Genomic DNA, 26411 nt, shown 5'->3' with positions numbered 1-26411 from the left:
CGACCGGGGCCCTTCGTGCGGCGTAGCGGCCGACGGCGTCAGGCCTTGACGCGGACGTCGTTGCGCAGCTTGGCCGCGATCTCCGCGGCGTCGTCGATCGAGCCGCCGTCGCCCGACGCCATGGTCGCCACGCTGTACGACGTGACCAGGGCGATGGTGCTGTGGTCGCCCCAGATGCACACCGGCATCTTGATGGACTTGGGGACCCCCGTCTCCCCCGAGCCGGAGGTGTCGAGCTGGGCCACCTGGCACTTCATGATGCCGTTGGAGAAACCCGCCGGGTGGACGGTCTGCGGGCTGCCGATCAGCTTGCCCTTGAAGTCGGACCCGCTCTGGTCCTTCCCGGACCCCGCCTGGGCCTTGGCGAACATGGCGTCGACCACCACCTCGGGATGGTCGATGGTCCCGTACACGCCCTTGAAGTCGAGCCCCTTCTTGGTGAGCCCCGTGCCGCTCTCGTAGACGCCGGTCACCTGCTGGGGGTTGTCCACCCCCCACTTCTCGAAGTCCGAGCGGTCGGAGGCCGTCATGGTGTCCGAGGAGCCCGAGTCGGTGGACTTCGTGTAGGTGCCGTTGATCACCTGCTGCGGGGCGACCAGCTTGTGCGGCCCGTCGTCCGCCACACCGCTGCTGCTCCCGCCGAAGACGAAGTACGCGCCCACCGCCACAGCCGCCACCACGGCCACCGCGCCGATGATCAGGCCCGTCTTCTTCTTGCCGCCGGCCGGCTGCGGTGCCTGCGGCATGCCGTAGGGCTGCTGGCCGTAAGGAGGCTGCTGGCCGTACGGGTTCGGCTGCTGCGGCACGCCCGCCGGCTGCGGGTAGCCGTAACCCGGCTGCGGCGGTGCCGCCGGCGGTGCCTGCTGGGGGTAGCCGTAGCCGGGCTGCGGAGCCTGCGGCGGCTGGCCGTACGGGCCCGGCTGGCCCGGCTGGCCGTAGGGCCCCGGCTGGCCGTACGGACCCGGCTGCCCCGGCTGGCCGTACGGTCCCGGCTGCTGGGGTGGCTGGCCGTACGGGCCCGGCTGGTTGTTGCTCATTTCTGGGTTCCCCCTAAGACGCTTATGTGTTCCAGACATCCTGGACCAGCCACCGGAAACGCACGGCACCGGGGGCCGCACCGTTACAGAACAAACGCGTTTCGGGACCACCCCGTGACCCCTCTAAACTGACCCCGTGACCGACAACGCTCAGCAGCAGCCACCCGCGCCCGACTCCGAACTGCCGACCCAGTACGCGCCGGCCGATGTAGAGGGGCCGCTGTACGAGCGCTGGGTGGAGCGCGGTTACTTCGAGGCGGACGCCAAGAGCGACAAGCCGCCGTACACCGTCGTCATCCCGCCGCCGAACGTCACGGGCTCGCTCCACCTCGGGCACGCCTTCGAGCACACCCTCATCGACGCCCTGACGCGCCGTAAGCGCATGCAGGGGTACGAGACGCTGTGGCAGCCCGGCATGGACCACGCCGGTATCGCCACGCAGAACGTCGTCGAGCGCGAGCTGGGCAAGGAGGGCAAGTCCCGGCACGACCTGGGGCGTGAGGCGTTCGTCGAGCGCGTCTGGCAGTGGAAGGGCGAGTCCGGCGGGCAGATCAGCGGCCAGATGCGCCGCCTGGGAGACGGCGTCGCCTGGTCGCGTGAGCGGTTCACGATGGACGAGGGGCTCTCGCAGGCCGTCCAGACCATCTTCAAGCGCCTCTACGACGACGAGCTGATCTACCGCGCCGAGCGCATCATCAACTGGTGCCCGCGCTGTCTGACGGCCATCTCGGACATCGAGGTGGAGTACCAGGACGACGACGGCGAGCTGGTCTCGATGAAGTACGGCGAGGGGGACGACACCATCGTCGTCGCCACCACCCGTGCCGAGACGATGCTCGGTGACACGGCCGTCGCCGTCCACCCCGAGGACGAGCGGTACAAGCACCTCGTCGGCAAGCACATCAGGCTCCCGCTGACCGACCGTTCCATCCCGGTCGTCGCCGACGAGCACGTCGACCCCGAGTTCGGCACCGGCGCCGTCAAGGTCACCCCGGCCCACGACCCGAACGACTTCGAGATCGGCCAGCGCCACGACCTGCCGTCCATCACGGTCATGGACGAGCACGCCGTCATCACCGTCCACGGCCCCTTCCAGGGCATGGACCGCCTGGAGGCCCGCTCCGCCATCGTCGCCGCGCTGCGCGCCGAGGGGCGGATCGTCGCCGAGAAGCGTCCCTACGTCCACTCCGTCGGCCACTGCTCGCGCTGCAAGACCACCATCGAGCCGCGCCTGTCCATGCAGTGGTGGGTCAAGGTCGGCCCGCTGGCCAAGGCCGCCGGTGACGCGGTCCGCGAGGGCAAGGTCAAGATCCATCCGCAGGAGATGGAGAAGCGGTACTTCGACTGGGTCGACAACCTCCACGACTGGTGCATCTCGCGCCAGCTGTGGTGGGGTCACCGCATCCCGGTCTGGTACGGCCCGGAGGGCGAAGTCGTCTGCGTCGGTCCGAACGAGGAGCCGCCCACCGGCGAGGGCTGGCACCAGGACACCGACGTCCTCGACACCTGGTTCTCCTCCGGCCTGTGGCCGTTCTCCACGCTCGGCTGGCCCGAACAGACCGAGTCGCTCGCGAAGTTCTACCCGAACTCCGTCCTGGTCACCGGCTACGACATCCTCTTCTTCTGGGTCGCCCGGATGATGATGTTCGGTCTGTACGCGATGGACGGCACCCCGCCGTTCCACACCATCGCCCTGCACGGCATGGTCCGCGACCAGTTCGGCAAGAAGATGTCGAAGTCCTTCGGCAACGCGGTCAACCCGCTGGACTGGATGGACAAGTACGGCTCCGACGCCCTGCGCTTCACCCTCGCCCGCGGCGCCAACCCCGGCGTCGACGTCCCGATCGGCGAGGACTGGGTCCAGGGCTCCCGCAACTTCGCCAACAAGATCTGGAACGCCACCCGCTTCGCGCTGATGAACGGCGCCACGGTGGAGGGCGACCTGCCGGACGCGTCGCGGATGTCGGCGACCGACCGCTGGATCCTCTCCCGCCTGAACTCGGTCGTGGCCGAAGTCGACGCCTACTACGACGACTTCCAGTTCGCCAAGCTGTCGGACACCCTCTTCCACTTCGCGTGGGACGAGGTCTTCGACTGGTACGTCGAGCTGTCCAAGACCGTCTTCCAGGCGGGCGGCGCCCCGGCCGAGGTCAGCAAGCGGGTCCTCGGCGAGGTCCTGCACGTCACGCTGAAGCTGCTGCACCCGGTCGTCCCGTTCGTGACCGAGACCCTGTGGACGACCCTGACGGGCGGAGAGTCGCTCGTCGTCGCCGAGTGGCCGACGGACAGCGGCTTCCGTGACGCCGACGCCGAGCGGGAGATCGAGACCCTCCAGTCGGTCATCACCGAGGTCCGCCGCTTCCGCGCCGACCAGGGCCTGCAGCCCGGCCAGCGCGTCCCGGCCCGCCTGACCCTGGACGGTACGGCCCTGGCCCCGCACGAGGCCGCCATCCGCCAGCTGCTGCGCCTGCAGCCCGAGGGTGACTCCTTCACCGCGACGGCCACCCTGCCGGTCGCCGGCGCCGAGGTCGCGCTGGACCTCTCCGGCACGATCGACGTGGCGGCCGAGCGCAAGCGCCTCGCGAAGGACCTGGCGGCGGCCGAGAAGGAGAAGGCCCAGGCGAACGCCAAGCTCGGCAACGAGGCCTTCCTGGGCAAGGCCCCGGAGAACGTGGTGGAGAAGATCCGAGGCCGCCTGGCGAAGGCGGAGGAGGACATCACGCGGATCACGGCCCAGCTGGACAGGCTGCCGCAGGCGTAGGAACGCCAGGGGCGCGGGGCGGTGCGTGGCCGGCCACGCACCGCCCCGCGCCCGCCGGACGGCATGAGTGCCCACTGCGTGGGCACTGTGTCCGTCCCCCTCCGTAGACTGGCCCTGTGAGCGACCTCCCGGACGAGAACGACCAGCCCGACCCCCTCGGCAGCTTCGAGGAGATCATCGAAGCCGAGACCACCCGCGACCCCGACCTCGCGGTGATCGAGGCCGGCAGCCGCACCCTGCGCACGCAGGGCGGCGCGCCGCAGGCCGACGTACCCGGGCGGCCCGAGGACCCCGAGGTCGACAAGGCCCTGCGCGAGGTCGAGGCGGAGCTGGCCACCCGCTGGGGCGAGACCAAGCTGGAGCCGTCGGTCAGCCGTATCACCGCGCTGATGGACCTGCTGGGCGAGCCGCAGCGGTCGTACCCGTCGATCCACATCACCGGCACGAACGGCAAGACCTCCACCGCCCGCATGATCGAGGCCCTGCTCGGCGCCTTCGAGCTGCGCACCGGCCGCTACACCAGCCCCCATGTGCAGTCGATCACCGAGCGGATCAGCCTGGACGGCGCCCCGGTCTCCGCCGAGCGGTTCATCGAGACCTACCAGGACATCAAGCCGTACATCGAGATGGTGGACGCCGCTCAGGAGTACCGCCTGTCCTTCTTCGAGGTGCTCACCGGCATGGCGTACGCGGCCTTCGCGGACGCCCCCGTGGACGTCGCCGTCGTCGAGGTCGGCATGGGCGGCTCCTGGGACGCCACCAACGTCATCGACGGCGACGTCGCCGTGATCACCCCGATCGACCTGGACCACACCGACCGGCTCGGCGAGACGACCGCGGAGATCGCCGTCGAGAAGAGCGGGATCATCAAGCAGGGCGCGACGGTGATCCTGTCGCAGCAGCCGGTCGACGCGGCGCAGGTGCTGCTGAAGAAGGCCGTCGAGGTGGACGCGACCGTGGCCCGCGAGGGGCTGGAGTTCGGGGTCGTGGCGCGGGAGGTCGCCGTCGGCGGGCAGTTGCTCACCCTGCGCGGTCTCGGTGGCGAGTACCCCGAGGTGTATCTCCCGCTGCACGGCGCCCATCAGGCGCACAACGCGGCCGTCGCGCTCGCCGCCGTCGAGGCGTTCTTCGGCGTCGGCGCGCAGCGCGCGGAGTCGCTCGACATCGACACCGTCCGCAAGGCCTTCGCGGCCGTGTCCTCCCCGGGCCGGCTGGAGGTCGTACGGCGTTCCCCGACCGTCGTGCTGGACGCGGCGCACAACCCGGCGGGCGCCGCGGCCACCACGGAGGCGGTGCGGGAGGCGTTCGACTTCACCCGGCTGATCGGTGTGGTGGGTGCGAGCGGCGACAAGAACGTGCGGGGGCTGCTGGAGGCCTTCGAGCCGATCTTCGCCGAGGTCGTCGTCACGCAGAACTCCACCCCGCGGGCCATGGACGCGGACGAGCTGGCCGCGATCGCCGTCGAGGTGTTCGGCGAGGAGCGGGTGCAGGTCGAGCCGCGGCTGCCGGACGCCCTGGAGGCCGCGATCACGCTGGCCGAGGAGGAGGGCGAGTTCGCGGGCGGTGGCGTACTGGTCACCGGATCTGTCATTACAGTCGGCGAGGCCCGGCTGCTGCTGGGGAAGGGCTGAGGCTCCCAAAGATGCGTACGTTGTGCTCCTCGACCTTGATCGGTGAGTTCTTCATCATCGGCTTCGCCGGGCTCGTCGCCATGAAGGACCCTTCCCTGTCCGCCTCGACGGTTTGGCTGGTCAGCGGTATCGCGATGCTGCTGTGCGTGCTGATGTGCGCCGTGGTGACCCGCCCGGGCGGCGTGGTGCTCGGCTGGGTGCTGCAGATCGCGCTGATCGCCTCCGGCGTCTTCGTCCCGCTCATGTACTTCCTGGGCGTGGTCTTCGCGGCGCTGTGGTGGGCTTCGGTGCACTTCGGGCGAAAGGTGGACGAGGCGAAGGCGCGCTTCGCCGCGCAAGCGGAGTCCGCCTCCACTCCGGCTGACGCTGCGTAACGGGCGGCCCGACACGCCCTGTAACCTCGTCCCACCGCACACGTCCGTCGCGTAAGGAGTCCCCCCGTGAGCCAGCGCACCCTCGTCCTGCTCAAGCCCGACGCCGTCCGGCGTGGCCTGACCGGCGAGATCATCAGCCGTATCGAGCGCAAGGCCGGCTGGCAGATCACCGCGCTGGAGCTGCGCACCCTGGAGCGTGCCACGCTCGAGCAGCACTACGCCGAGCACCTGGGCAAGCCCTTCTACGAGCCGCTGGTCGAGTTCATGTCCTCCGGTCCCGTCGTGGCGCTGATCGTCGAGGGCGAGCGGGTCATCGAGGGCGTGCGCCAGCTCGCCGGTCCGACCGACCCGATCGCCGCCGCGCCCGGCTCCATCCGCGGTGACTACGGCGTGATCGTCCGGGAGAACCTGATCCACGCCTCCGACTCCGAGGAGTCCGCCGAGCGCGAGGTGAAGATCTTCTTCCCCGGCCGCGGCTGAACAGCGCGCGGAGTTTTCGCTAATTTTTCTGAGAGGGCGTCAGCTCCGGCCCCACGACTCCTGACCAGGGACGGCCGAACATTTCGGCCGTCCCTTGGCATATGCCTTGCCGATCGGGGGAACGCGTGCCTCCGATGGACCGTCTCCACAAGCGGGGCGGGCCGCCATCTGGTGACAATGGCGGAGACCCTCGCGCAGTGGCCGTGCAGGCGCGTTTACGATGGAAGCCTTCACGTCACAGCACCCGCCTCGCCTACCTGATATGCCCTCAAAAGCGCAGGAAGGCCAGATGAATCCGGATGGGGAACTCAATGTCGTTCATCGGCCGTGACATGGCTGTCGACCTCGGGACCGCCAACACGCTGGTGTACGTCAGGGGTCGCGGGATCGTACTGAACGAGCCGTCCGTCGTCGCGATCAACACCAACACGGGTGGGATCCTCGCGGTCGGTGCCGAAGCGAAGAAGATGATCGGCCGGACGCCGGGCAACATCGTGGCCGTCCGCCCGCTGAAGGACGGCGTGATCGCCGACTTCGAGATCACCGAACGGATGCTCCGCTACTTCATCCTGAAGATCCACAAGCGGCGGTATCTCGCCCGGCCGCGGGTCGTCGTCTGCGTGCCCTCGGGCATCACGGGTGTCGAGCGCCGCGCCGTGATCGAGGCGTCCACCCAGGCCGGCGCCCGCCAGGTGCACATCATCGAGGAGCCCATGGCCGCGGCCATCGGCTCCGGTCTGCCGGTCCACGAGGCCACGGGCAACATGGTGGTGGACATCGGCGGCGGCACCACGGAGGTCGCGGTCATCTCGCTCGGCGGCATCGTCACCGCCCAGTCCATCCGCGTCGCGGGCGACGAACTGGACAACGCGATCATCCAGTACATCAAGAAGGAGTACAGCCTCCTGCTGGGTGAGCGTACGGCCGAACAGATCAAGATCACGATCGGTTCGGCGTACGACCTCGACTCCGACGAGCACACCGAAGTACGCGGCCGGGACCTGGTGTCCGGGCTGCCCAAGACCGTCGTCATCTCGGCCGCCGAGGTCCGCAAGGCGATCGAGGAGCCGGTCAACGCGATCGTGGACGCGGTCAAGACGACCCTCGACAAGTGCCCGCCGGAGCTGTCCGGCGACATCATGGACCGAGGAATCGTTCTGACCGGCGGCGGAGCCCTGCTGCGCGGCCTCGACGAGCGGCTGCGCCGGGAGACCGGCATGCCGATCCACATCGCCGAGGACCCCCTCGACAGCGTCGCGCTCGGCTCCGGAAAGTGTGTCGAGGAGTTCGAGGCACTCCAGCAGGTCCTCGACGCCCAGCCGCGCAGATGACGTAACCCGTCGATTCCGCCGTACGAGACGTTCTCCTCTCGTGCGGCGGATCGTTGATATAGAGGCATAAGCTCCGCTGAATGGGCCCCTTAGGTCTGCGTTTCGCGTACCGCTCCGCAAAGGGGCTCCCGAATTCCTATCGAGGAAGGGCACGGCCGCCGCACGTGAGGGACACGAAAGAGAGCCGGCTGCTCCTGGTCCTACTGGTCGCCATCGCGTTCGCGCTGATCACGGTGGACATCCGAGGGGGCCGGAACTCGCCGGTCGACGGTGCCCGGCAGGCCGCGGCCGCGGCGTTCGGCCCCGTCGAGAACGGGCTGTCCTCGGCGGTGGATCCCGTCGGCAACGCCGTTTCCGCGATCCGTGACTCCGGCCACCGGCACGACCGGCTGGCCGCATTGGAGAAGGAGAACGCGGCTCTCAAGGCGAAGCTCGGCAGCGACGACCGGAACCGCAGCCGGCTGAACCAGCTCGACAAGATGCTGAAGATCGCCGGCGAGGGCCAGTACGGCATCAAGGGCGCCCAGGTCATCGCCATAGGGTCGGCGCAGGGCTTCTCCTGGACCGTCACCATCGACGCCGGCGCCAACGACGGCATCAAGCGGGACATGACGGTCCTCAACGGCGACGGGCTGGTCGGCCGTGTCACCACCGTCGGCCCGGACACCTCCACCGTGCTGCTCGCCAACGACCCCGACTTCACCGTCGGCACCCGCATGGAGGGCGGTGACGAACTCGGCTTCGCCTCCGGGCAGGGCGACCGCCCGCTGCGCGTGGAACTGCTCAACGGCCAGGCGGAGGTGCACAAGGGCGACCGGCTCGTCACCTTCGGCTCGCAGAACGACCGCCCGTTCGTGCCGGGCGTGCCGGTCGGCGTGGTCTCCCGGATCGACCCCTCCAACGGCGGCCTGACCCGCACGATCTACGTCACGCCCTACGTCGGCTTCACCAAGCTCGACATCGTCGGTGTGGTCGTCGAGGCCCCCAAGAAGGACCCGCGTGACGAGGTCCTGCCGGCCAAGCCCAAGCCGATCCCCACGCCGACGGTCACCGTCACCGTGACCCCGTCGGCCAACGCGTCCGCCTCGACCGGCCAGCAGCAGTAGGAGCTGACTTTTCCATGCGCTTCAACCGGATCCTGCTCTCCAGCGCGCTGGTCGTCGTGGCCCTGGTGATCCAGGTGAGCGTCCTCGCCCGCCTGCACCTGCCCGGTGCCGTCCCCGACCTGCTGCTGCTGACCGTCCTCGGCCTCGCCATGGTGTACGGCCATGTCGGCGGCTGCCTCGTCGGTTTCGGCGCGGGCCTGCTCGCCGATCTCGCCCCGCCCGCCGACCATGCGGCCGGCCGTTATGCCCTCGTCCTGTGCGTGACCGGCTACTTCGCCGGGCTCGCGCGGCCCGGCAACGGCCGGCTGAAGTCGGCGACCGGCCCGATGGCCGTCGTGGTGGCCGCCGCGATCGGCTCCACGCTGCTGTACGCGGGCGTGGGCGCCCTCGTCGGCGACACCGCCGCCCGTCACGTCGGCCTGCCCGGCCTGCTGATCTCGGCCGCCCTGTACGACCTGCTGCTCGCCCCGTTCGTGGTCCCGGCGATCATGTGGCTGGCCCGCCGTGCCGACAACGACCCGCTCGCCGAGGCAGGCCCCGCTCCCAAGGCCGGGGACGTCACCTCGGGCTGGCTCTCCTCGGGCACCGGCCTGCGCATCGGCGGCCAGCGCGGCGGCCTCGGCGTCCTCAAGGCCAGGGCCCGCACCCGCGCCGTCCGGGTCGGCCGGATCAAGGGGGTCAAGCGGCTGTGAGCGGCGCGGAGTTCACCCGAACGAGTCAGCCTTCGCGGAACGCGGGTTCACAGACTGGTCGTTCATCATTCGTACGCGCACAGGCGGATCGCACACATGTGCCGCACGCGCAGTCGTTCGTGTTCTGAGAGGGGGACGAAGCCGCAGTGACCAACATCCCCGAGACCGGTCGGACCCCACGGGTCCAGATCCGGCTCGTCGTGATCCAGATTCTCGTCCTCTCGCTCCTCGGCACCCTCGGCGGCCGCCTGTGGTACCTCCAGATCCGCGAGGGCGCCCAGTACCAGAAGGAGGCGTCCGGCAACCACGTCCAGCAGGTCGTCGACCCCGCCGTGCGCGGCGACATCCTGGACGCCCGGGGCGTACCCCTCGCCGACAACGAGACCCGCCTGGTCGTCTCCGCCTCCCGCACCGACCTGCTCAAGCAGAAGGACGACGGCAGGACCGTCCTCACCAAGCTGGCCGGCGTTCTCGGCATGAAGCCCGAGGAGGTCATGCAGAAGGTCCGGCTGTGCGACGCCAAGACCCCCCAGCCGTGCTGGAACGGCTCGCCGTACCAGCCGATCCCGATCACCGACAAGGCCACGCCCAAGCAGGCCCTGCAGATCCGCGAAGCCTCCGAGGACTTCCCGGGCATCAGCGCCGAGCCCGAGGCCGTGCGCCGCTATCCGGGCCCGGGCAACTCCAACACCGCGCAGGTGCTCGGCTATCTCTCGCCCGTCACCGACGACGAGATCCAGAAGGCCAAGAACAGCAACTCGCCCTACCTCCGCTCCGACATGGTCGGCCGCTCGGGCCTGGAGCGGGAGTACGACAAGGAACTGCGCGGCAAGGCCGGCGTCACCCGCTACGAGGTGGACAACCTCGGCCGGGTCATCGGCAAGGCCAAGTCGGACGCCGCCGAACCCGGTTCCAACCTGGTCACCAGCATCGACTCCCGGGTCCAGCGCGTCGCCGAGTACGAGCTGGACAACGCCATGAAGGCCGCCCGGCAGCAGTTCGACAAGAACACCGGCGAGAACTTCAAGGCCGACTCCGGCGCCGTCGTCGTGATGGAGGCCAAGACCGGCCGGATCGTCGCGATGGCCTCCGCACCGACCTACGACCCCAACGTCTGGGTGGGCGGCATCTCCGCCAAGGACTACAAGGACCTCACGGGCAAGGACTCCGACTACCCGCTGCTCAACCGGGCCATACAGGGTCAGGCGGCCCCCGGTTCGACGTTCAAGGTGGTCTCCACGGCCGCTGCGGTCCAGGCCGGCTACGCCTGGGACGGCGGCTACCCCTGCACCAGCTCCTACTCGGTCGGCGGCCAGGTCTTCAAGAACTTCGAGGGCGAGAACTTCGGCGACATCTCCCTGGGCCGCGCCCTGGAGGTCTCCTGCGACACCGTCTTCTACGGCCTCGGCGACAACGAGTGGAAGAAGGACGGCGGTATCAACCCCAAGAAGGGCCAGCCCAAGGACTGGTTCTTCAAGACGGCCCACCAGTTCGGCCTCGGCAAGGCGACCGGCATCGACCTGCCCAACGAGGTCACCGGCCGCGTCCCCGACCGCCAGTGGAAGCTCGACTACTGGAAGGCCAACAAGGACGCCTGGTGCAAGTACGGCAAGAAGGACGGCAGCTACGTCCAGAGGATCTATTACGAGGACTGCCTCGAGGGCAACAAGATGCGCGAGGGTGATGAGATCAACTACTCCATCGGCCAGGGCGACACGCTCGTCACGCCGATCCAGGAGGCGATGATCTACGGCGCCGTCGCCAACGGCGGCACCGAGTACGCCCCGACCATCGGCAAGGCGGTCATCAGCCCCGACGGCAAGAGCATCCAGGAGATCAAGCCCAGGCCGGTGCGCAAGCTGCCGGTCAGCCAGGCCACCCTCAAGGGCATGAACGACGCCTTCGCGGGCGTCATCACCCGCGGTACGGCGGCGTGGAAGTTCAACGGCTGGCCACAGGACAAGATCCAGCTGCACGGCAAGACCGGTACCGCCGAGGTGTACGGCAAGCAGACCACGGGCTGGCTGGCCACGTACTCCAAGGACTACTCGGTGATCATGACGATCTCCCAGGCCGGTACGGGTTCCGGTTCCGCCGGTGAGGCCGTGCGCAACATCTACAGCGCGCTCTACGGCGTCCAGGGCGACGGCTCCATCGACAAGAAGAAGGCGCTGCTGCCCGAGCCGCAGCAGGGTCTGCCGAAGGTCCGCACGGACGGCACCATCGACGCCCCGAAGATCACCGGCGACCCCGGCAAGGACGCCGAGGCCTCCCAGAAGGGCAACCCCAGCAACGGCTCCGACCAGCAGCCCGCCACCTCGCCCTCGCCCACCACGGGCAACCGCAACACCCGCAGGCGGCCGCGCAAGCGAGGAAGCCGGAGGATGCCCTCATGACCGGCGCGAACAGCTTCTCCGTCTCCGGGTACGGCCCCGCCAGGGCGGGCTGGACCAGGTTGCTCGCCCGCGACTCGCTGACCCGCCGGCTCGACTGGCCCATACTGCTCGCCGCCCTCGCGCTGTCCCTGCTGGGCTCGCTGCTGGTCTTCTCGGCGACGCGCAACCGCACCGAGATCAACCAGGGCGACCCGTACTACTTCCTGGAACGTCACCTGCTGAACCTCGGCATCGGGTTCGCCCTGATGATCGGCACGCTCTGGCTCGGCCACCGCGCCCTGCGCAACATCGTGCCGATCCTCTACGGCCTGTCGGTCCTGCTGGCCCTGGTGGTCCTCACCCCCCTCGGCGCGACGATCAACGGCCAGCGGAACTGGATCGTGATCGGCGGCTTCTCGATCCAGCCCGCCGAGTTCCTCAAGATCGCGATCATCCTCGGCATGGCGATGATGCTGTCGGCGCGGGTGGACGCGGGTGACAAGCCGCATCCGGATCACCGGACCGTGGCCCAGTCCCTCGGCCTCGCGGCGGTGCCGTGCCTGATCCTGCTGCTGATGCCCGACCTCGGCTCGGTGCTCGCCATGGTGGCCATCATCCTGGGCGTACTGCTGGCCTCCGGCGCCTCCAACCGCTGGGTCTTCGGCCTGCTCACCGTCGGCGTGATCGGCTGTATCGCCATCTGGCAGCTGCACATCCTGGACCAGTACCAGATCAACCGTTTCGCGGCCTTCGCCAACCCGAACCTGGACCCGGCGGGCGTGGGCTACAACACCAACCAGGCCCGTATCGCCATCGGCTCCGGCGGCCTGACCGGACAGGGCCTCTTCCACGGCTCGCAGACCACCGGCCAGTTCGTGCCCGAGCAGCAGACGGACTTCGTCTTCACCGTCGCGGGGGAGGAGCTGGGCTTCCTCGGCGCGGGCCTGATCATCGCCCTGGTCGGTGTCATCCTGTGGCGGGCCTGCCGTATCGCCCGCGACTCCACGGAGCTGTACGGCACGGTCGTGGCCGCCGGTATCGTCGCCTGGTTCGCGTTCCAGGCCTTCGAGAACATCGGGATGACCCTCGGCATCATGCCGGTCACCGGTCTGCCCCTGCCGTTCGTCTCGTACGGCGGCTCGTCGATGTTCGCCGTGTGGGTGGCCGTGGGACTGCTCCAGTCGATCAAGGTGCAAAGACCCATGTCGGCATAGCCGGGCGGTCAACCCGAGAGCGGCGCCGTTCACCGGGTGAATGGTGGCAGTTTTCCTACTATTCACCCGGAACGGCCCCTGCCGCATCGGCTCCAGCCGCACTAGATTCAGTCCATGGCGGATGAGAAACGCGAGATCGAGCGCAAGTACGAATCCGATGACAGTGGGTTGCCCGACCTGACCGGCGTCGGCGGGGTGGCGGCCGTGCTCGACAAGGGCCTGGTCGAACTCGACGCCATCTACTACGACACCGCCGACGAACGCCTGGCGGCCGACGCGCTCACCCTGCGCCGCCGCACCGGCGGCACGGACGCCGGCTGGCATCTGAAATTCCCGGTCGCCCCCGGGGTCCGTGACGAGATCCGCGCCCCGCTCTGCGACAGCATCCCCGAGGAGATCGCCGGCCTCGTGCGTTCCCGGGTCCGGGACGCCGAGCTGATCCCGCTGGTGCGGCTGCGCTCCGCCCGCGACGTCCGCCACCTGGTCGACGCCGACGGCGCACTGCTCGCCGAGGCGAGCGTCGACGCCGTGACCGCCGAACGGCTCACCGGCAAGGGCAGGGCCGCCCAGTGGACCGAGATCGAGGTGGAACTGGCCGACGGCGGTGACCCCGCCCTCCTGGACCTGGTGGAGAAACGGCTGCGCAAGGCAGGCGTACGCCCCTCGCGGTCGCCGTCGAAGCTCGCCCGGGCCCTGGACCAGACCGCCGGCCCCCGCACAGGCCGCACAAGCCGCAGGCAGAGCAGGCCCGAGCCCCCGGTAACCGCCGGCGATCACGTCCTCGCCTACCTCCGCGTCCAGCGGGACGCGCTGGTCGAGCTGGACCCCGCCGTCCGCCGCGACGTGCCCGACGCGGTGCACCGCATGCGGGTCGCCACCCGCCGCGCCCGCAGCACCCTGCGCAGCTTCCGCTCGGTCCTCGACCGGAGCGTCACCGACCCCATCGGTGTGGAGCTCAAGTGGCTCGCCGGTGAGCTGGGGGTCGGCCGTGACCAGGAGGTGCTGGCCGACCGCCTGACGACCGCCCTCGACGCGCTCCCCGCCGACCTGGTCACCGGCCCGGTCCACGCACGCCTCGCCGCCTGGGCCGAGGCCCGGCACGGCAGTGCGCAAGGCCATCTGACCGGCGTCCTGGACTCCCGCCGCCATCTGACCCTGCTGGACACGCTGGACACCCTCCTCGCCGACCCGCCGCTGCGCACCGCGGGCGGGAAGCGGCCGCAGAAGGTGCTCGACAAGGCCGTACGCAAGGACCTGGCGACCCTGTCCACCCTGGTCGAACAGGCACTCGACCTGCCCTCAGGCCGGGACCGTGACATCGCCGTGCACGAGGCCCGCAAGAAGGCCAAACGCACCCGGTACGCGGCCGAGGCGGCCACCGAGGCCCTGGGAGCACCGGCCCGCGCCCTCACCAAGAACATGAAGTCCCTCACCACGCTCCTCGGCGAACACCAGGACAGCGTCATGGCCCGCCGGACCCTGCGCGAGCTGTCCGCGGTGGCGCACGCGGCGGGCGAGAGCGCGTTCACCTACGGGCTGCTGTACGGGCGCGAGGAGGCACGGGCGGCACAGGCGGAAGAGGAGCTGCCCGGGCTGTGGCGGGAGATCGGATCCGGGCAAGCCGGCTGAGCGTACGGTTCAGGGCGCCGGGCGGGTTACGCTTGATGGTCACCCCTGTCAGCTCACGAAGGTTCCCCCGATGCCTGTCGAGTCGGTGTTCCCGCAGCTCGAAGCCCTGCTCCCGCATGTGCAGAAGCCGATCCAGTACGTGGGCGGCGAGCTGAACTCCACCGTCAAGGAGTGGGACAGCTGCGACGTCCGCTGGGCGCTCATGTACCCGGACGCGTACGAGGTCGGTCTGCCCAACCAGGGCGTCATGATCCTTTACGAGGTCCTCAACGAGCAGGACGGCGTCCTCGCCGAGCGCACCTACAGCGTGTGGCCGGACCTCGAGGCGCTGATGCGCGAGCACGGCGTCCCACAGTTCACGGTGGACAGCCACCGCCCGGTGAAGGCCTTCGACGTGTTCGGCCTGTCCTTCTCCACGGAGCTGGGCTACACGAACATGCTGACGGCGCTGGACCTGGCGGGGATCCCGCTGGAGTCCAAGGACCGCACGATCGACGACCCGATCGTCCTCGCCGGCGGCCACGCGGCCTTCAACCCCGAGCCGATCGCGGACTTCATCGACGCGGCGGTCATCGGCGACGGCGAGCAGGCCGTCCTCGACATGACGAAGATCATCCGTGAGTGGAAAGCGGAGGGTCGTCCGGGCGGCCGCGAGGAGGTCCTCTTCCGCCTCGCGAAGACCGGAGCGGTCTACATCCCGGCGTTCTACGACGTTGAGTACCTCCCGGACGGCCGCATCGCCCGCGTGGTCCCCAACAAGTCCGGCGTCCCGTGGCGCGTGTCGAAGCACACGGTCATGGACCTGGACGAGTGGCCGTACCCCAAGCAGCCCCTCGTCCCGCTGGCCGAGACGGTCCACGAGCGCATGTCGGTGGAGATCTTCCGAGGCTGCACCCGCGGCTGCCGCTTCTGCCAGGCGGGCATGATCACCCGCCCGGTGCGCGAGCGCTCGATCACGGGCATCGGCGAGATGGTCGACAAGGGCCTGAAGGCGACGGGCTTCGAGGAGGTGGGCCTCCTCTCCCTGTCCTCGGCGGACCACTCGGAGATCGGCGACATCGCCAAGGGCCTGGCGGACCGCTACGAGGACGACAAGATCGGCCTCTCCCTCCCCTCGACCCGGGTCGACGCCTTCAACGTGGACCTGGCCAACGAGCTGACCCGCAACGGCCGCCGCTCCGGCCTGACCTTCGCCCCCGAGGGCGGCTCCGAGCGCATGCGCAAGGTCATCAACAAGATGGTCTCGGAAGAGGACCTGATCCGAACCGTCGCGACGGCCTACGGCAACGGCTGGCGCCAGGTGAAGCTGTACTTCATGTGCGGCCTGCCGACGGAAACGGACGACGACGTCCTCCAGATCGCCGACATGGCGATGCACGTCATCCAGAAGGGCCGCGAGGTCTCGGGCTCGAACGACATCCGCTGCACGGTCTCGATCGGCGGCTTCGTCCCCAAGCCCCACACCCCCTTCCAGTGGGCGCCGCAGCTCTCGGCGGAGGAGACGGACGCCCGCCTGGCGAAGCTCCGCGACAAGATCCGGGGCGACAAGAAGTACGGTCGCTCGATCGGCTTCCGCTACCACGACGGCAAGCCGGGCATCGTCGAAGGCCTCCTGTCCCGCGGCGACCGCCGCACCGGCGCCGTGATCCGCGCGGTCTACGAGGACGGCGGCCGCTTCGACGGCTGGCGCGAGCACTTCTCCTACGACCGCTGGATGGCCTGCGCCGACAAGGCCCTCGCCCCCTTCGGTGTGGACGTCGACTGGTACACCACCCGCGAGCGCAGCTACGAGGAGGTCCTGCCCTGGGACCACCTCGACTCCGGCCTGGACAAGGACTGGCTCTGGGAGGACTGGCAGGACGCCCTCGACGAGACCGAGGTCGAGGACTGCCGCTGGACACCGTGCTTCGACTGTGGCGTCTGTCCGCAGATGGACACGCACATCCAAATCGGCCCGACCGGCAAGAAGTTGCTCCCGCTGACGGTCAAGAACGCAGGTCCGACGCCGGCTTCGAGCGGTCACGCGCACTGAGGTGGGCGAGGCGCTCGATCGGGTGGTTGAGGCGCTGGCGGGGGTGAGTGAGGAGGAGGTGGCTGCGGCGTTGGCTGCGGCCGGTGCTTCGAGTCCTCGCCCGCCGACTCCGCTGGCGTCGTCTCGGACGCCGCTGCCGGGCCCTGGAAGTACTCCGTACATCGTTTCCGAGGTGGAGTGGGTTTGAGAAGCCTGCCAGCGCGCGTGCCGGCTTGGCCCTCGAGCCCCCTTTCCTGATGGGAAGAGGGCGCCCCGGACCGATCTTGGTCCGGGGCTTTTGGCATTTGTTCCCGCTATCAACTGGGTCGGTCACAGACGACTCGACGCCTGATGGGGTCGGTGCGGGCGACGGTGTCGGCTCCTCAGTCTTTCGGGAAGATGGAGTCGCCGGTTACGGTCATGGAGCGCCAGTACTTCCTGGTCGGCGGCTGACAGGCGCCGCCAGGCGGCTACCAGGTCCATCCGTTCCTCGGCCTGGGTCACACCGTCGTAGCTTTCGTCGCCGCCGTTCTCCGGGACACGCACCGCGACAGCCGTCTGGCGGCGCTGCCCGCGGTGGGCGTTGAGCAACGCGTTGCGTGCGGTGCCGAAGAGCCACGGACGTGGGTCCTTTGGCAGCTCGCTGCGACGACACCACGCGGCGAGGAACGTCTCACCGACGATGTCGTCCACGTTCATGGGGTGAGCACGCCGGCGGACGAAACGCAGCACGTCCTCGTAATGAGCGCGGTGGACATCGGTGAACTCGTCCTCGCGTCGATGGCCATGGCTTCCTCTCGCTGCTTCCGCCCCTACGTGTCCACCACCCGTGAAGGTGCAACGTGAGAGTTCGAAGAATTTCGTGCCGGCCTTCGGTAGCTCGGGCAACGCCGCCGCGACTTCGAGCAGAGTCGAAGCTCCACACCCCGGCAAGGTCACGACCGCCTCTTCCGGCGGCGTGCGGCGGTGATCCACCTGGGCCCCGCAGGTCCTGATCGTCTTGCTGACGTCCTGGAGCACGACAAAGCTGGCTATGTGGGCGTTCCGGAACGCGCTCAGAAGAGAGGAGAGCCCGCAGACCAGCCGATGGACGATCAAAGGAAGAGGGAGTCATGACGACACAGAGATCCGCGCAGTCGGCGACTCCGGAGGACGCGACTCCGACCGTGGCCAGGCAGCCCGACGGTCTCGGCAAGAGGGTCGGGGAGGTTGCGGAAATCACCGTTCTCTTCGATGCCAAGCCAGGTGGGGCGGAGCGGTTCCACCAGAAGGCCGCCAAGATCCAGGACGACGCCTGGCACTACGAAAAGCTTGTCGGCACTGTCCACGACTTCCGCGTCGCGTTCATCAACAATGACACTCAGGTCATAGGCGCGGTCACCTATGACGGTGACTTCAAGCCGTACATGGCCGACATATTCGCCAACGCCGGACCCTGGTTCGATGAGATGTTCGAAGACATCGTTGAGGGCTGGCCCGGGGCGTCCGATCCGCACATGGTCGACTGGCTGGCGACGAAGATCGTGGAAGCCGACATGTGGTACGCCTCCAACCCGACCATGACGGTCGAGGACACCACCAAGGCGCAGAAGGTCACCCAGGCGTTCAACGCGTTGCTGGACACCGTGTCCGGCTAGCAGCGGTCTTGTGTCCCGGTTCCAGGCGCCGTAGCCGCGGACATGGCGCTTGGGCTCAGGTGGGCCGGCAGCGGCGTGCGGTCGTCGGCCCGGACCCCGTCAGCGGAGGTCGCAGCACCATGTCCGACCATCTTTCCGGCACCCGCGCCGTGGCCGATCCGGCCATCGACCTGACCGACCTTTACGCTTTTCCCAGCCCCTCGCGGCCCGGTCGGCTCGTTCTCGTCCTCGATGTCTTTCCCAGCGCCTGGCCCGGAGCCCTGTTCTCGGACGCTGCCAGTTATCGATTTCGCGTCCGTCCGGTGTCCGTGCCCATGGGACATTCCGGAGCTCTCTTCGATGTCGGCGCCGACGAATTCGCGCTCACGTGCACTTTCTCTGCTCCGGCCGGACCGGATGAGGACGGGCGGTCGGCGCAGCGGGGAACGTGCGTGCTGCCGAGCGGGGCATCGGTGTCGTTCCTGGTGAACGACGAGCGGGGCGGTGAGGGCGACGACGTGCGCTGCTACGCGGGACTGCGGCTGGATCCCTTCTTCATGGACGTGGCCAAGGAGGTGGAGACGCGGGCGAGCGGGCGGCTCGCCTTCGTCCCGCAGGGCACCAACCCGCTGGAGGGCAACGACGTCCTGACCTTCGTGGCGGAACTCGATGCCGCCAGGGTGTTCGGGCCGGCCGCGGGCAGCGTCTTCGCCGTCGCGGCGGAGACCGTCACCCTCGGGCCGTATCCCGTGCGACTGGAACGCCTGGGCCGTCCCGAGGTCAAGAACATTCTCATGTCGGAGAACGGGGTCGACACCGCCAACAAGATCGTGGACCTACGCGATCTCTACAACGAGGAAGACCCGTTCCGGCTGGGTCCGACCTACCTGGACGCCTATCGCTCACGACTTAACGCCAACCTGGGCTTCTTCGACGGTCTCGACGGCAAGCTGGACTGGACGGCACAGCCGGACGGGACGCATCCGCTGACGGAACTGCTGCTGGCGGACTTCCTGGTCGTGGACGCTGCCAAGCCGTACGCAGAGGACAGCTATTTCGAGATCGAGTGGGCTCTGCTGGAGGGCCGGGAGTACACGACCTGCGGTGGCCGGTCGCTCAACGACGACGTCATCGACACGCTCTACACACTGATCGTCAACGCGGGACACGGCCCGCGCGTGAGCGACGGCGTCGACGGGACCGTCCCGGCGCTGCGCGAGTTCCCGTACCTGGCACCGGCCAACCCGTACCCGCCCGAGCAGGCGGCCACCATTCCGAAGGCCCCGGCGAACAGATGAGCGGCGTCACCGCAGCTGATCGTGCCGGAGGCGACCTCGCGGGCGGGCCGCGCACGACGGCCGGTGTCATCGCCATGGGCAACCTGGACGCACGCATCGAAGGTCTGGCGGCGCAGGCGGTGCCGGGAAGGCTCACCGCCGCAGGCTGGGGCGAGCTGGTGGAGCTGACCGCCCTGCGTGGGCACGTGGGGGGCCGCATCGACGAGGTCGAGCGCGTGGCAGCGCTGGCCGACATGTTCGTGGACCGGGCGCCGGGCGATCCTCGTCCGCTCCTCGCGCGCGCCGGAGTGGCGGCCCACTTCCACCGGTTCGCGGCGGCGCTGGACGATCTGGAGGCGGCGGCCGTTCTGGGACTCGACCGGTGCACCGTCGACGTGGAGCGGGCAGCGGTCTGCCAGGCGGTCGGGCGGTACGACGAGGCGCACGCGCTGTGTCGGCGGGCGTTGTCGAGACGGCGGGACTTCGGGACCGTCGCTGCTATGGCCCGCTGCCACGCCGACAACGGCGGTGCAGCGCACGAGGCAGATGAGGCAGCCGAGGCCGAGACGTGGTTCCTGGCGGCGCGTCGCGCGTACCGCGGGGTCAGTCCCTTCCCGCTGGCGATCCTCGAATTCCAGTGCGGGCGGATGTGGCTGGTGCGGGGAGGTCCGGCGAGGGCGCGGACCTGGCTGGAGTCGGCGGTCGCCCGCCTGCCGTCCTATGTTCCGGCTCTGGGCCACCTCGCCGAGGCCGACGCCGCCGAGGGGAGGAGGGCCGCGGCGGTGGAGCGGCTGCGGCGGCTGGTCCTCGTCAGCGACGACCCCGAGTACGCGACCGGGCTCGCCCGCCTCCTCGGCGGATGCGGGGCGTCGGCGGAGGCCCGGTTCTGGCGAGCGCGCGCCGCCGCGCGCTACGAGGAGCTGATGGCGCGCCACCCCGAGGCGTACGTCGATCACGCGGCCGAGTTCTGGCTGACCGTGGGCGGCGATCCTCAGCGGGCGCTTCGGCTGTCGCTCCAGAACCTCGCGCATCGACCCACTCCACGTGCCCGGGCGCTCGTCGATCGCGCCAGATGCCGTGTCGGACAGCGCTAATAGTGCCTGTGATTGGTACAAATCGCCCGACGCCCGACCGAGGGGACGAGATGACGACGGTTGAAGGCCCACCACTGCAACTCGACGACATCCAAGGCATCGTGCTGCGTACCCGGCCGTCGCCGTACGTCGGCACCTACATCCTGCTGCGGGTGGACGACCGGCGCGCTGGACGTGACCTGATGGGACGCCTGGCCGGACTGGTCGACTCCGCCGCCAACTGGTGGCAGCCGCCCCTGCCGGCGCTTCTCAACGTCGCGGTGACGTACCGGGGGCTCGAAGCGCTCCAGGTGCCGCAGGCTTCTCTGAACAGCTTCCCGGAGGAGTTCCGGCAGGGTATGGCGGCACGGGCCGAGTTCCTGGGTGACACCGGCGAGAGCGCGCCCGCGCACTGGGAGCCGCCCTTCGGTACCGGCCGGGTGCACATCGTGTTGTCCCTCATCGCTGCCGACCAGGAGTCCCTGGCGGTCGTACTCGAACGGGCGCGGCAGGCGCGCATGCAGCTTCCCGGCGTTCAAGTGGTGTACCGGCAAGATCTCTATCAACTGGCCTCGGGGCGCACCAGCTTCGGCTACAAGGACGGCATCAGCAACCCCGCGGTGGAAGGAAGCGGCGCGGACAACCCACCCGGCGGCGGTCCCGTCCTCAAGGCGGGCGAGTTCGTGCTGGGCTATCCCGACCAGACCGGAAACCTGCCGCCGATACCGGAGCCGGAGGTGCTGGGCCGTAACGGCACGTTCGTGGTCTGGCGGAAGCTGCACACACGTGTCGCCGCCTTCCGGCGCTATCTACACGACAACGCCGGCAGCCCGGAAGAGGAGTCGCTGCTCGCCGCGAAGATCGTGGGCCGCTGGCCGAGCGGTGCCCCGTTGATCCTGGCGCCCGAGCACGACGACCCGGACCTGGGGGCGGACGAGCAGCGCAACAACGACTTCGTCTACGCGTCTGATCCGCGTGGGGTGGTCTGCCCGCACGGTGCCCACGCCAGGCGTGCCAATCCGCGTGACTCGGAGATCATCGGTGACGTCGACCTCCACCGGCTGATCCGGCGAAGCACCAGCTACGGGCCGCCGCTGCCCGCCGGCACCCTGGACGACGACGGCGCCGACCGCGGCATTGTGTTCATCGCCGTCAACGCGCACCTCGACCGTCAGTTCGAGTTCGTGAAGTCGCAATGGTTCAACGACGGCAACTTCACCGGCCTGGACGTGGAGAAGGATCTGCTGACGGGTGACAACGACGGCTCGGGCATCTTCACGATCCCGCAGCGGCCCGTTCGGCGTCGCCTGCACGGCGTCGAGCGCTTCGTCACCACGCGCGGCGGCGAATACCTCTTCCTGCCGAGCCTCAGCGCACTGCGCTGGATGGCCGACCTCGGCTCCTGAGCCGACGTGATGAACCCAGGGGATCTGGGGTCTGGTTGTGGATGCTGCCCTGCCCGCAGATGGACACGCACATCCAAATCGGCCCGACCGGCAAGAAGTTGCTCCCGCTGACGGTCAAGAACGCAGGTCCGGCGTCGGCTTCGAGCGGTCACGCGCACTGAGGTGAGCGAGGCACTCGATCGGGTGATGGAGGTGCTGGCGGGGGTGAGCGAGGAGGAAGTGACGGCTGCGTTGGCGGCGGTCGGTGCTTCGCGCCCCCGCTCGCTGGCGTTGTCGGATGCTTCCCGTACGCCGCTGCCGGTGCCTGAATCCACCTCGCAGATCGTCTGCGAGGTGGAGTGGGTCTGAGGTCCGTTCCAGGCTTGTGCGCGACCGTGTGGCTCCCTGCGCCCCCTTCCCTGGTTGGGAAGGGGGCTCGTTGGGTTTCGGCGGCGGGTGATTTCGTGGGCTGCGCTGTGGAGTGCCCGACGCATGTCGGATCCCAGCTGATGCCTGACGTTCTGGTCCCGGGTGATGCTTGACGTTGGGCCTAGACAACGTAGGGAGCCCCGTGGGGCTTGTTCGCTTTCACGTTGCGGACCGGGACGTCGGTCGTGCGCCGGATCACCCGGACCTGGCCGTCCAGCTCGACGGTGACCGCGGAGTCCGACACGTGCGCGGTCACGGTCTGGCCTGCGTAGGGGCGGCCAAACAGCCGATGCTCCGGCCGGTACCGGCTCCGGCTCCGCAGGAGATGTAGCGCCAGAGCGGATCGAGTCAGCCGCTGTATCCGAGCTCGCGCCGCTCTGTCCCCGCGCGTGGGTGAACGAGGCCTCCACCTCGAAGGCCGATTGAGTGACTGGGACGTCACGTTACATATGCGGGCACGCCACATGTGGTGCGATGCCCACGTCAAATCCGGTTGGCCGGGCTCGGACAGTGACGCCCGCCCTGGATCCGTGGACGATTGAAGGGAAGCCCATGGTGCTCCGCGTGCTGGCGGCGGCTGGTGTCGCCACATCATTGTTCGGCTCGTCGGCCTTCGGTGCCAGCGCGGCTCCGCCCCCGCCGCCGGACCGGATCGTCATCGACAGTGTGGCGGCCGACGGTACCGGCTGCCCGCCGGGGACGGCCTCCGTGGCCATCTCCCCTGACAACACCACCTTCAGCGTTACCTATAGTAACTACCTCGCCCAGGTGGGGCCCGGCTCGGCGCCGACCGACTCCCGCAAGAACTGTCAGCTCAACCTGCGCGTGCACGTCCCCGGTGGCCTCACTTACGCGATCGTGTCCGCCGACTACAGCGGCTTCGCGTCACTGGCGCCGGGTGCGTCCGGGACCCAGCGGGCCAGCTACCACTTCGAGGGCAACGCCACCACCACCAAGACTCATCACTTCAAGGGCGGGTTCACCAACAACTGGCGGACGACCGACACCGTGCCCGTCGCCGCCCTGGTCTTCGCCCCCTGCGGGCAGGAGCGCGACCTCGACATCAACACCGAACTACAGGTCGACCCCGGCACCTCAAGCCCGAGCGCCACCAGCTTCATGGAGATGGACTCGACGAACGGCACGATCAAAACCGTGTACCACGTAGCCTTGAAGCGGTGTCAGTGATCTCCTGGCGCCGCGATCGGCGGGTGCGTCCAGGGCCAACGGCTCTCGTAATCGGTGGTAGCACCATGTAGTGATCACTGGAGGTGGGATGCGCCTTCGGAGCAGGGGTAACTCGGCTCACCCGCGCATCTCCCTCTTGCGGCACGCGAGCCGCCCGGCCTCCCCACACGCGCCGCAACGACGCGCACAGAAAAGCCGATCACGGCCACTGTCAACCACCAGCTGGGACCGAACTGTCAAGCGTCACCCGGGATCGGACAGGAGTGCCCGACGCAGCTGAGCACTGGGTTGCAAGTTGCTCTACGTCGGCAAGTCGCCGCGCAAGCGCGGCGTGCGCGGCCGGGCCTGCGCTCCTGCCTCCGTCCCGTTCCAGCCCGGCCGATGCCCGGGCCGCGCGCACAGCTACGAGCCAAAGGCCACGATTCGGCTGCCGCACGGAGTGGCCACGGTCAGAATGATGCCTCCGACGAGGGATCGGTCGGCGCCGGGATGGCGGGAGCGCCGTTTCCGGCTGTGGGTCCGTAGTGGCGTACGGGATGGGGGCTGGGGTGAGTGGAGGGCTGAAGAGAGGTCAGTCTTCTGCTGCATCGCGGGAGGGCGGGAGCAAGAGGTCGCGCTGCGGGTGCTTCTCGCCCGTGACTTTCCCCTGGATGCCCAGGTCTTGCCGGGCCGCTTCATGGAAGGTGTTGATCGCTCGGAACGCGGCGCGATGCCGTTCCCGCCATTCGCTGAGAGTTCCGGTGATCTTCCCTGTGGCCTGCCAAGTGATCTCGGAGAGCAGCACGTTCAGTTCATGGCCGGCCTCGATCGCATCGTCACAGCCGAGGAGCATGACCCGTTCGAAGGCGGACCCCCATCGTCGGCTCGCTTGAAATAGGTCCGTGCGAAGCTCCCCCTCGGACCTGTGCTCTTCGGCCAACCCTTCTTTGGCCTCGTACACCCGAACGCACGCGGCGATGCGCCACTTCACTGCATCCATGTACGCCGCATATGCTTCGACCTTTTTGTCGTCCCACCGAGTCATGAGTTGGTAGCGATTCTTGCTCCGCTCCATCAGGTGGTTGGTGACATGAGTGGACAGCGCGCCAACCAGGACGGCTCCTATCGTCACAAACTGCTCGGTTGCCCCCATCTGATCCCCCAGCCTCGAACACCTCACGATGACCGGATGATCTTACGAGTGCTCGTCATCGGGTGTGATGGACTGGCCGAACAAGCTGCACGGATGCGATGGGCCGATGTGTCAAGAGGGGCCCTGGCGCCTGACATCTGCGGTTGACACCGACAGGCGCGGACAACGGCGGCAGGCCCGTGCCTCAGCGGACGTCCAACTGCGGCCAGAAGCGAGTTGCCCGATGCCGCCAGCTCCCCGTGATCAACCTGATAAAGATGAGCACAGTCCTCAAATCCTCGGTCTCGAACGGGCGCCGCACCTCGCTGCCGGTGGGCGCCCGTCGCCTTGACTCGGTAATTGAGTTACTCCGCTGACCTGATCGGGTAGGCCACGCCGGTCACCGGTCACGGCCATTGGAGGGATGTCGCGGCCCTGCCCCTGTCATCCAGCGTTCGGATGGCCACACCATCCTTCAGCGGGCTGCGCCTCGGACGTATTCCGTATGGAAGGGCGGCGCGGGCGTTGGATTCCATTCGAGCCCCGCATGGCACGGGAGAACGGGATGAATATGCGATTGGCCGAGGGAGTGCGTCCCCGGTGGGGGAAAGCCGCGGCGGCGGTGGCGGCAGCGGGCGTAATCTGTCTGGCCGAGGCAGGGCCGGCCATGGCCATCGACTCCGGCGGCGTGGTCGACTGCAGACACAACCCCAACGCCTTGCAGCCTGCTCTCGCCAATGCGCGGCCTGGGGCGACGCTGCGCATCAAAGGTGTCTGCTTCGGCAACTTCGTCATCAATACCGACCTGAAATTGATCGGCCTGGACGGTGCCGTCCTCGACGGCCACGACACGGGCACCACAGTGACGGTCAACAACGCCCGTGTAGAGCTGAAGAGCCTGACCATCATCCACGGCCAGGCCGACTCCGGTGGCGGGATCTCGAACAACAACGGCTCGGTGACGCTCGATGACTCGACCGTGCGTAACAACAACGTCAGCCAGGGCGGTGGCGGCATCGACAACACCAACGGCACCGTCACTCTGATCAAGTCGACGGTACGCAACAACACCGCCAATGGTGCTTTCGGCTTCGGAGGCGGCATCAACAGCTTCAACGGCACCGTGACGCTGGACCACTCAAAGGTGAGCAACAACTTCGCGAACGGATTGGGCGGAGGAATCGAGAACAGCCACACGACCCTGAAGCTGGACGGCTCCACGGTGAGCAACAACAGTTCCGGTGAGGTCGGCGGTATCGACACGTTCAACAAAAGCTCCGTGACGCTAACCGATTCCACGGTGCGGAAGAACTCATCGACGACCGACTCCGGGGGCATTCTCGTCGAACACACCAATGGTTCGGTGACACTGCACAATTCCCGCGTCGTCGACAACAGCGCGGGTACCGACGGCGGCGGAATCTACAACCAGAGCGCAACCACACTCAAAGGTTCCACGGTGAGTGGGAACATCGCCGGGCGTTTCGGCGGCGGAATCTACAACGGAATCCTCGGCGGTGTTCGCGGAAGCCTGACCGTGCGTGATTCCACTGTGGAGCGCAACACTGCCTTCCAGGACGGGGGAGGCATCTACAACCTGGGAACCGTAACGTTGCGCGACTCCAAGGTGCGGGACAACCACCCGAACAACTGCGCCCCCACGCCGATCCCTGGCTGCAAGCAGTAGCCGT

22 protein-coding genes are annotated in these 26411 nt (G+C 68.5%); 18 read left to right on the top strand and 4 right to left on the bottom strand.

Annotation, left to right across the window (positions count from 1 at the left end):
• Positions 1 to 38 precede the first annotated feature (38 nt).
• Positions 39 to 1037 (bottom strand): hypothetical protein, encoded by a 999-nt coding sequence (locus GQF42_RS16645; protein WP_158920661.1) that lies wholly within the window; start codon positions 1035 to 1037, stop codon positions 39 to 41.
• A 136-nt stretch (positions 1038 to 1173) separates the two neighbouring features.
• Between GQF42_RS16645 and GQF42_RS16640 the strand changes: the two genes are divergently transcribed.
• The 11 genes from GQF42_RS16640 (at position 1174) to GQF42_RS16585 (ending at position 16662) form a co-directional block, all read left to right on the top strand.
• Positions 1174 to 3798, top strand: coding sequence for a valine--tRNA ligase (locus GQF42_RS16640; protein ID WP_158920658.1), 2625 nt, complete (start codon positions 1174 to 1176; stop codon positions 3796 to 3798).
• Between the two features lie 116 nt (positions 3799 to 3914).
• Positions 3915 to 5429: a bifunctional tetrahydrofolate synthase/dihydrofolate synthase gene (folC, locus tag GQF42_RS16635; protein WP_158920655.1), complete on the top strand. Its 1515-nt coding sequence runs from the start codon at positions 3915 to 3917 to the stop codon at positions 5427 to 5429.
• A gap of 11 nt (positions 5430 to 5440) precedes the next feature.
• Positions 5441 to 5803, top strand: coding sequence for a DUF4233 domain-containing protein (locus GQF42_RS16630; RefSeq protein WP_158920652.1), 363 nt, complete (start codon positions 5441 to 5443; stop codon positions 5801 to 5803).
• Positions 5804 to 5869: 66 nt separating this feature from the next.
• A complete protein-coding gene (gene ndk / locus GQF42_RS16625; protein ID WP_158920649.1) occupies positions 5870 to 6283 on the top strand; it encodes a nucleoside-diphosphate kinase in 414 nt (137 codons plus the stop codon).
• 311 nt (positions 6284 to 6594) lie between these two features.
• Entirely contained in the window at positions 6595 to 7614 is a 1020-nt protein-coding gene (locus GQF42_RS16620; RefSeq protein WP_067039545.1) for a rod shape-determining protein, read from the top strand.
• A gap of 164 nt (positions 7615 to 7778) precedes the next feature.
• Positions 7779 to 8720, top strand: coding sequence for a rod shape-determining protein MreC (gene mreC, locus GQF42_RS16615; RefSeq protein WP_158920646.1), 942 nt, complete (start codon positions 7779 to 7781; stop codon positions 8718 to 8720).
• 14 nt (positions 8721 to 8734) lie between these two features.
• Positions 8735 to 9412, top strand: coding sequence for a rod shape-determining protein MreD (gene mreD / locus GQF42_RS16610; protein WP_158920643.1), 678 nt, complete (start codon positions 8735 to 8737; stop codon positions 9410 to 9412).
• Between the two features lie 146 nt (positions 9413 to 9558).
• Positions 9559 to 11808: a penicillin-binding protein 2 gene (mrdA, locus tag GQF42_RS16605; RefSeq protein ID WP_158920640.1), complete on the top strand. Its 2250-nt coding sequence runs from the start codon at positions 9559 to 9561 to the stop codon at positions 11806 to 11808.
• Entirely contained in the window at positions 11805 to 13001 is a 1197-nt protein-coding gene (gene rodA, locus GQF42_RS16600) for a rod shape-determining protein RodA (RefSeq protein ID WP_158920637.1), read from the top strand. Before mrdA ends, rodA begins: the two co-directional genes overlap by 4 nt.
• Before the next feature lie 114 nt (positions 13002 to 13115).
• Entirely contained in the window at positions 13116 to 14630 is a 1515-nt protein-coding gene (locus GQF42_RS16595; protein ID WP_158920634.1) for a CYTH and CHAD domain-containing protein, read from the top strand.
• A 70-nt stretch (positions 14631 to 14700) separates the two neighbouring features.
• The gene (locus GQF42_RS16585; protein WP_158920630.1) at positions 14701 to 16662 is read left to right on the top strand and encodes a TIGR03960 family B12-binding radical SAM protein; all 1962 of its coding nucleotides are present in this window, start codon (positions 14701 to 14703) and stop codon (positions 16660 to 16662) included.
• A gap of 309 nt (positions 16663 to 16971) precedes the next feature.
• Here the strand turns inward: GQF42_RS16585 and GQF42_RS16580 are convergent, their stop codons facing one another.
• Entirely contained in the window at positions 16972 to 17661 is a 690-nt protein-coding gene (locus GQF42_RS16580; protein ID WP_233273368.1) for an RNA polymerase sigma factor, read from the bottom strand.
• A 92-nt stretch (positions 17662 to 17753) separates the two neighbouring features.
• Between GQF42_RS16580 and GQF42_RS16575 the strand changes: the two genes are divergently transcribed.
• The 5 genes from GQF42_RS16575 to GQF42_RS16555 all read left to right on the top strand — a co-directional run bounded on the left by GQF42_RS16575 (position 17754) and on the right by GQF42_RS16555 (position 22361).
• Entirely contained in the window at positions 17754 to 18278 is a 525-nt protein-coding gene (locus tag GQF42_RS16575) for a hypothetical protein (protein WP_158920628.1), read from the top strand.
• Positions 18279 to 18397: 119 nt separating this feature from the next.
• Entirely contained in the window at positions 18398 to 19555 is a 1158-nt protein-coding gene (locus GQF42_RS16570) for a DUF4331 family protein (RefSeq protein WP_158920626.1), read from the top strand.
• A complete protein-coding gene (locus tag GQF42_RS16565; RefSeq protein ID WP_158920624.1) occupies positions 19552 to 20628 on the top strand; it encodes a tetratricopeptide repeat protein in 1077 nt (358 codons plus the stop codon). Before GQF42_RS16570 ends, GQF42_RS16565 begins: the two co-directional genes overlap by 4 nt.
• 2 nt (positions 20629 to 20630) lie before the next feature.
• Complete coding sequence (locus GQF42_RS16560) at positions 20631 to 22013, top strand: Dyp-type peroxidase (RefSeq protein ID WP_233273367.1); 1383 nt, start codon at positions 20631 to 20633, stop codon at positions 22011 to 22013.
• 162 nt (positions 22014 to 22175) lie between these two features.
• Positions 22176 to 22361: a hypothetical protein gene (locus tag GQF42_RS16555; RefSeq protein ID WP_158920622.1), complete on the top strand. Its 186-nt coding sequence runs from the start codon at positions 22176 to 22178 to the stop codon at positions 22359 to 22361.
• Positions 22362 to 22542: 181 nt separating this feature from the next.
• On the opposite strand, the gene GQF42_RS46945 is transcribed toward GQF42_RS16555, so the two are convergent.
• Positions 22543 to 22677, bottom strand: a complete 135-nt coding sequence (locus GQF42_RS46945) for a hypothetical protein (protein WP_267906141.1) — start codon at positions 22675 to 22677, stop codon at positions 22543 to 22545.
• Positions 22678 to 22973: 296 nt separating this feature from the next.
• Between GQF42_RS46945 and GQF42_RS16545 the strand changes: the two genes are divergently transcribed.
• Positions 22974 to 23609: a DUF4360 domain-containing protein gene (locus tag GQF42_RS16545; protein WP_158920613.1), complete on the top strand. Its 636-nt coding sequence runs from the start codon at positions 22974 to 22976 to the stop codon at positions 23607 to 23609.
• Between the two features lie 571 nt (positions 23610 to 24180).
• On the opposite strand, the gene GQF42_RS16540 is transcribed toward GQF42_RS16545, so the two are convergent.
• The gene (locus tag GQF42_RS16540) at positions 24181 to 24741 is read right to left on the bottom strand and encodes a hypothetical protein (protein WP_158920611.1); all 561 of its coding nucleotides are present in this window, start codon (positions 24739 to 24741) and stop codon (positions 24181 to 24183) included.
• Positions 24742 to 25387: 646 nt separating this feature from the next.
• On the opposite strand from GQF42_RS16540, the gene GQF42_RS16535 reads away from it, so the two are divergent.
• Positions 25388 to 26407, top strand: coding sequence for a right-handed parallel beta-helix repeat-containing protein (locus tag GQF42_RS16535; RefSeq protein WP_158920609.1), 1020 nt, complete (start codon positions 25388 to 25390; stop codon positions 26405 to 26407).
• Positions 26408 to 26411: the final 4 nt, after the last annotated feature.

Origin of the sequence: Streptomyces broussonetiae, from assembly GCF_009796285.1 — a bacterium.
GTDB classification, from domain to species: domain Bacteria; phylum Actinomycetota; class Actinomycetes; order Streptomycetales; family Streptomycetaceae; genus Streptomyces; species Streptomyces broussonetiae.
This window is presented reverse-complemented; position numbering and strand designations above follow the sequence as displayed.

Coding starts and splice junctions, on each gene's coding strand:
- GQF42_RS16585 (WP_158920630.1), top strand. CDS start 14,701: ATGCCTGTCGAGTCGGTGTTCCCGCAGCTCGAAGCCCTGCTCCCGCAT.
- GQF42_RS16595 (WP_158920634.1), top strand. CDS start 13,116: ATGGCGGATGAGAAACGCGAGATCGAGCGCAAGTACGAATCCGATGAC.
- GQF42_RS16620 (WP_067039545.1), top strand. CDS start 6,595: ATGTCGTTCATCGGCCGTGACATGGCTGTCGACCTCGGGACCGCCAAC.
- GQF42_RS16545 (WP_158920613.1), top strand. CDS start 22,974: ATGGTGCTCCGCGTGCTGGCGGCGGCTGGTGTCGCCACATCATTGTTC.
- GQF42_RS16645 (WP_158920661.1), bottom strand. CDS start 1,037: ATGAGCAACAACCAGCCGGGCCCGTACGGCCAGCCACCCCAGCAGCCG.
- GQF42_RS16540 (WP_158920611.1), bottom strand. CDS start 24,741: ATGGGGGCAACCGAGCAGTTTGTGACGATAGGAGCCGTCCTGGTTGGC.
- GQF42_RS16565 (WP_158920624.1), top strand. CDS start 19,552: ATGAGCGGCGTCACCGCAGCTGATCGTGCCGGAGGCGACCTCGCGGGC.
- GQF42_RS16535 (WP_158920609.1), top strand. CDS start 25,388: ATGGCCATCGACTCCGGCGGCGTGGTCGACTGCAGACACAACCCCAAC.
- GQF42_RS16575 (WP_158920628.1), top strand. CDS start 17,754: ATGACGACACAGAGATCCGCGCAGTCGGCGACTCCGGAGGACGCGACT.
- rodA (WP_158920637.1), top strand. CDS start 11,805: ATGACCGGCGCGAACAGCTTCTCCGTCTCCGGGTACGGCCCCGCCAGG.
- mreD (WP_158920643.1), top strand. CDS start 8,735: ATGCGCTTCAACCGGATCCTGCTCTCCAGCGCGCTGGTCGTCGTGGCC.
- GQF42_RS16570 (WP_158920626.1), top strand. CDS start 18,398: ATGTCCGACCATCTTTCCGGCACCCGCGCCGTGGCCGATCCGGCCATC.
- GQF42_RS16630 (WP_158920652.1), top strand. CDS start 5,441: ATGCGTACGTTGTGCTCCTCGACCTTGATCGGTGAGTTCTTCATCATC.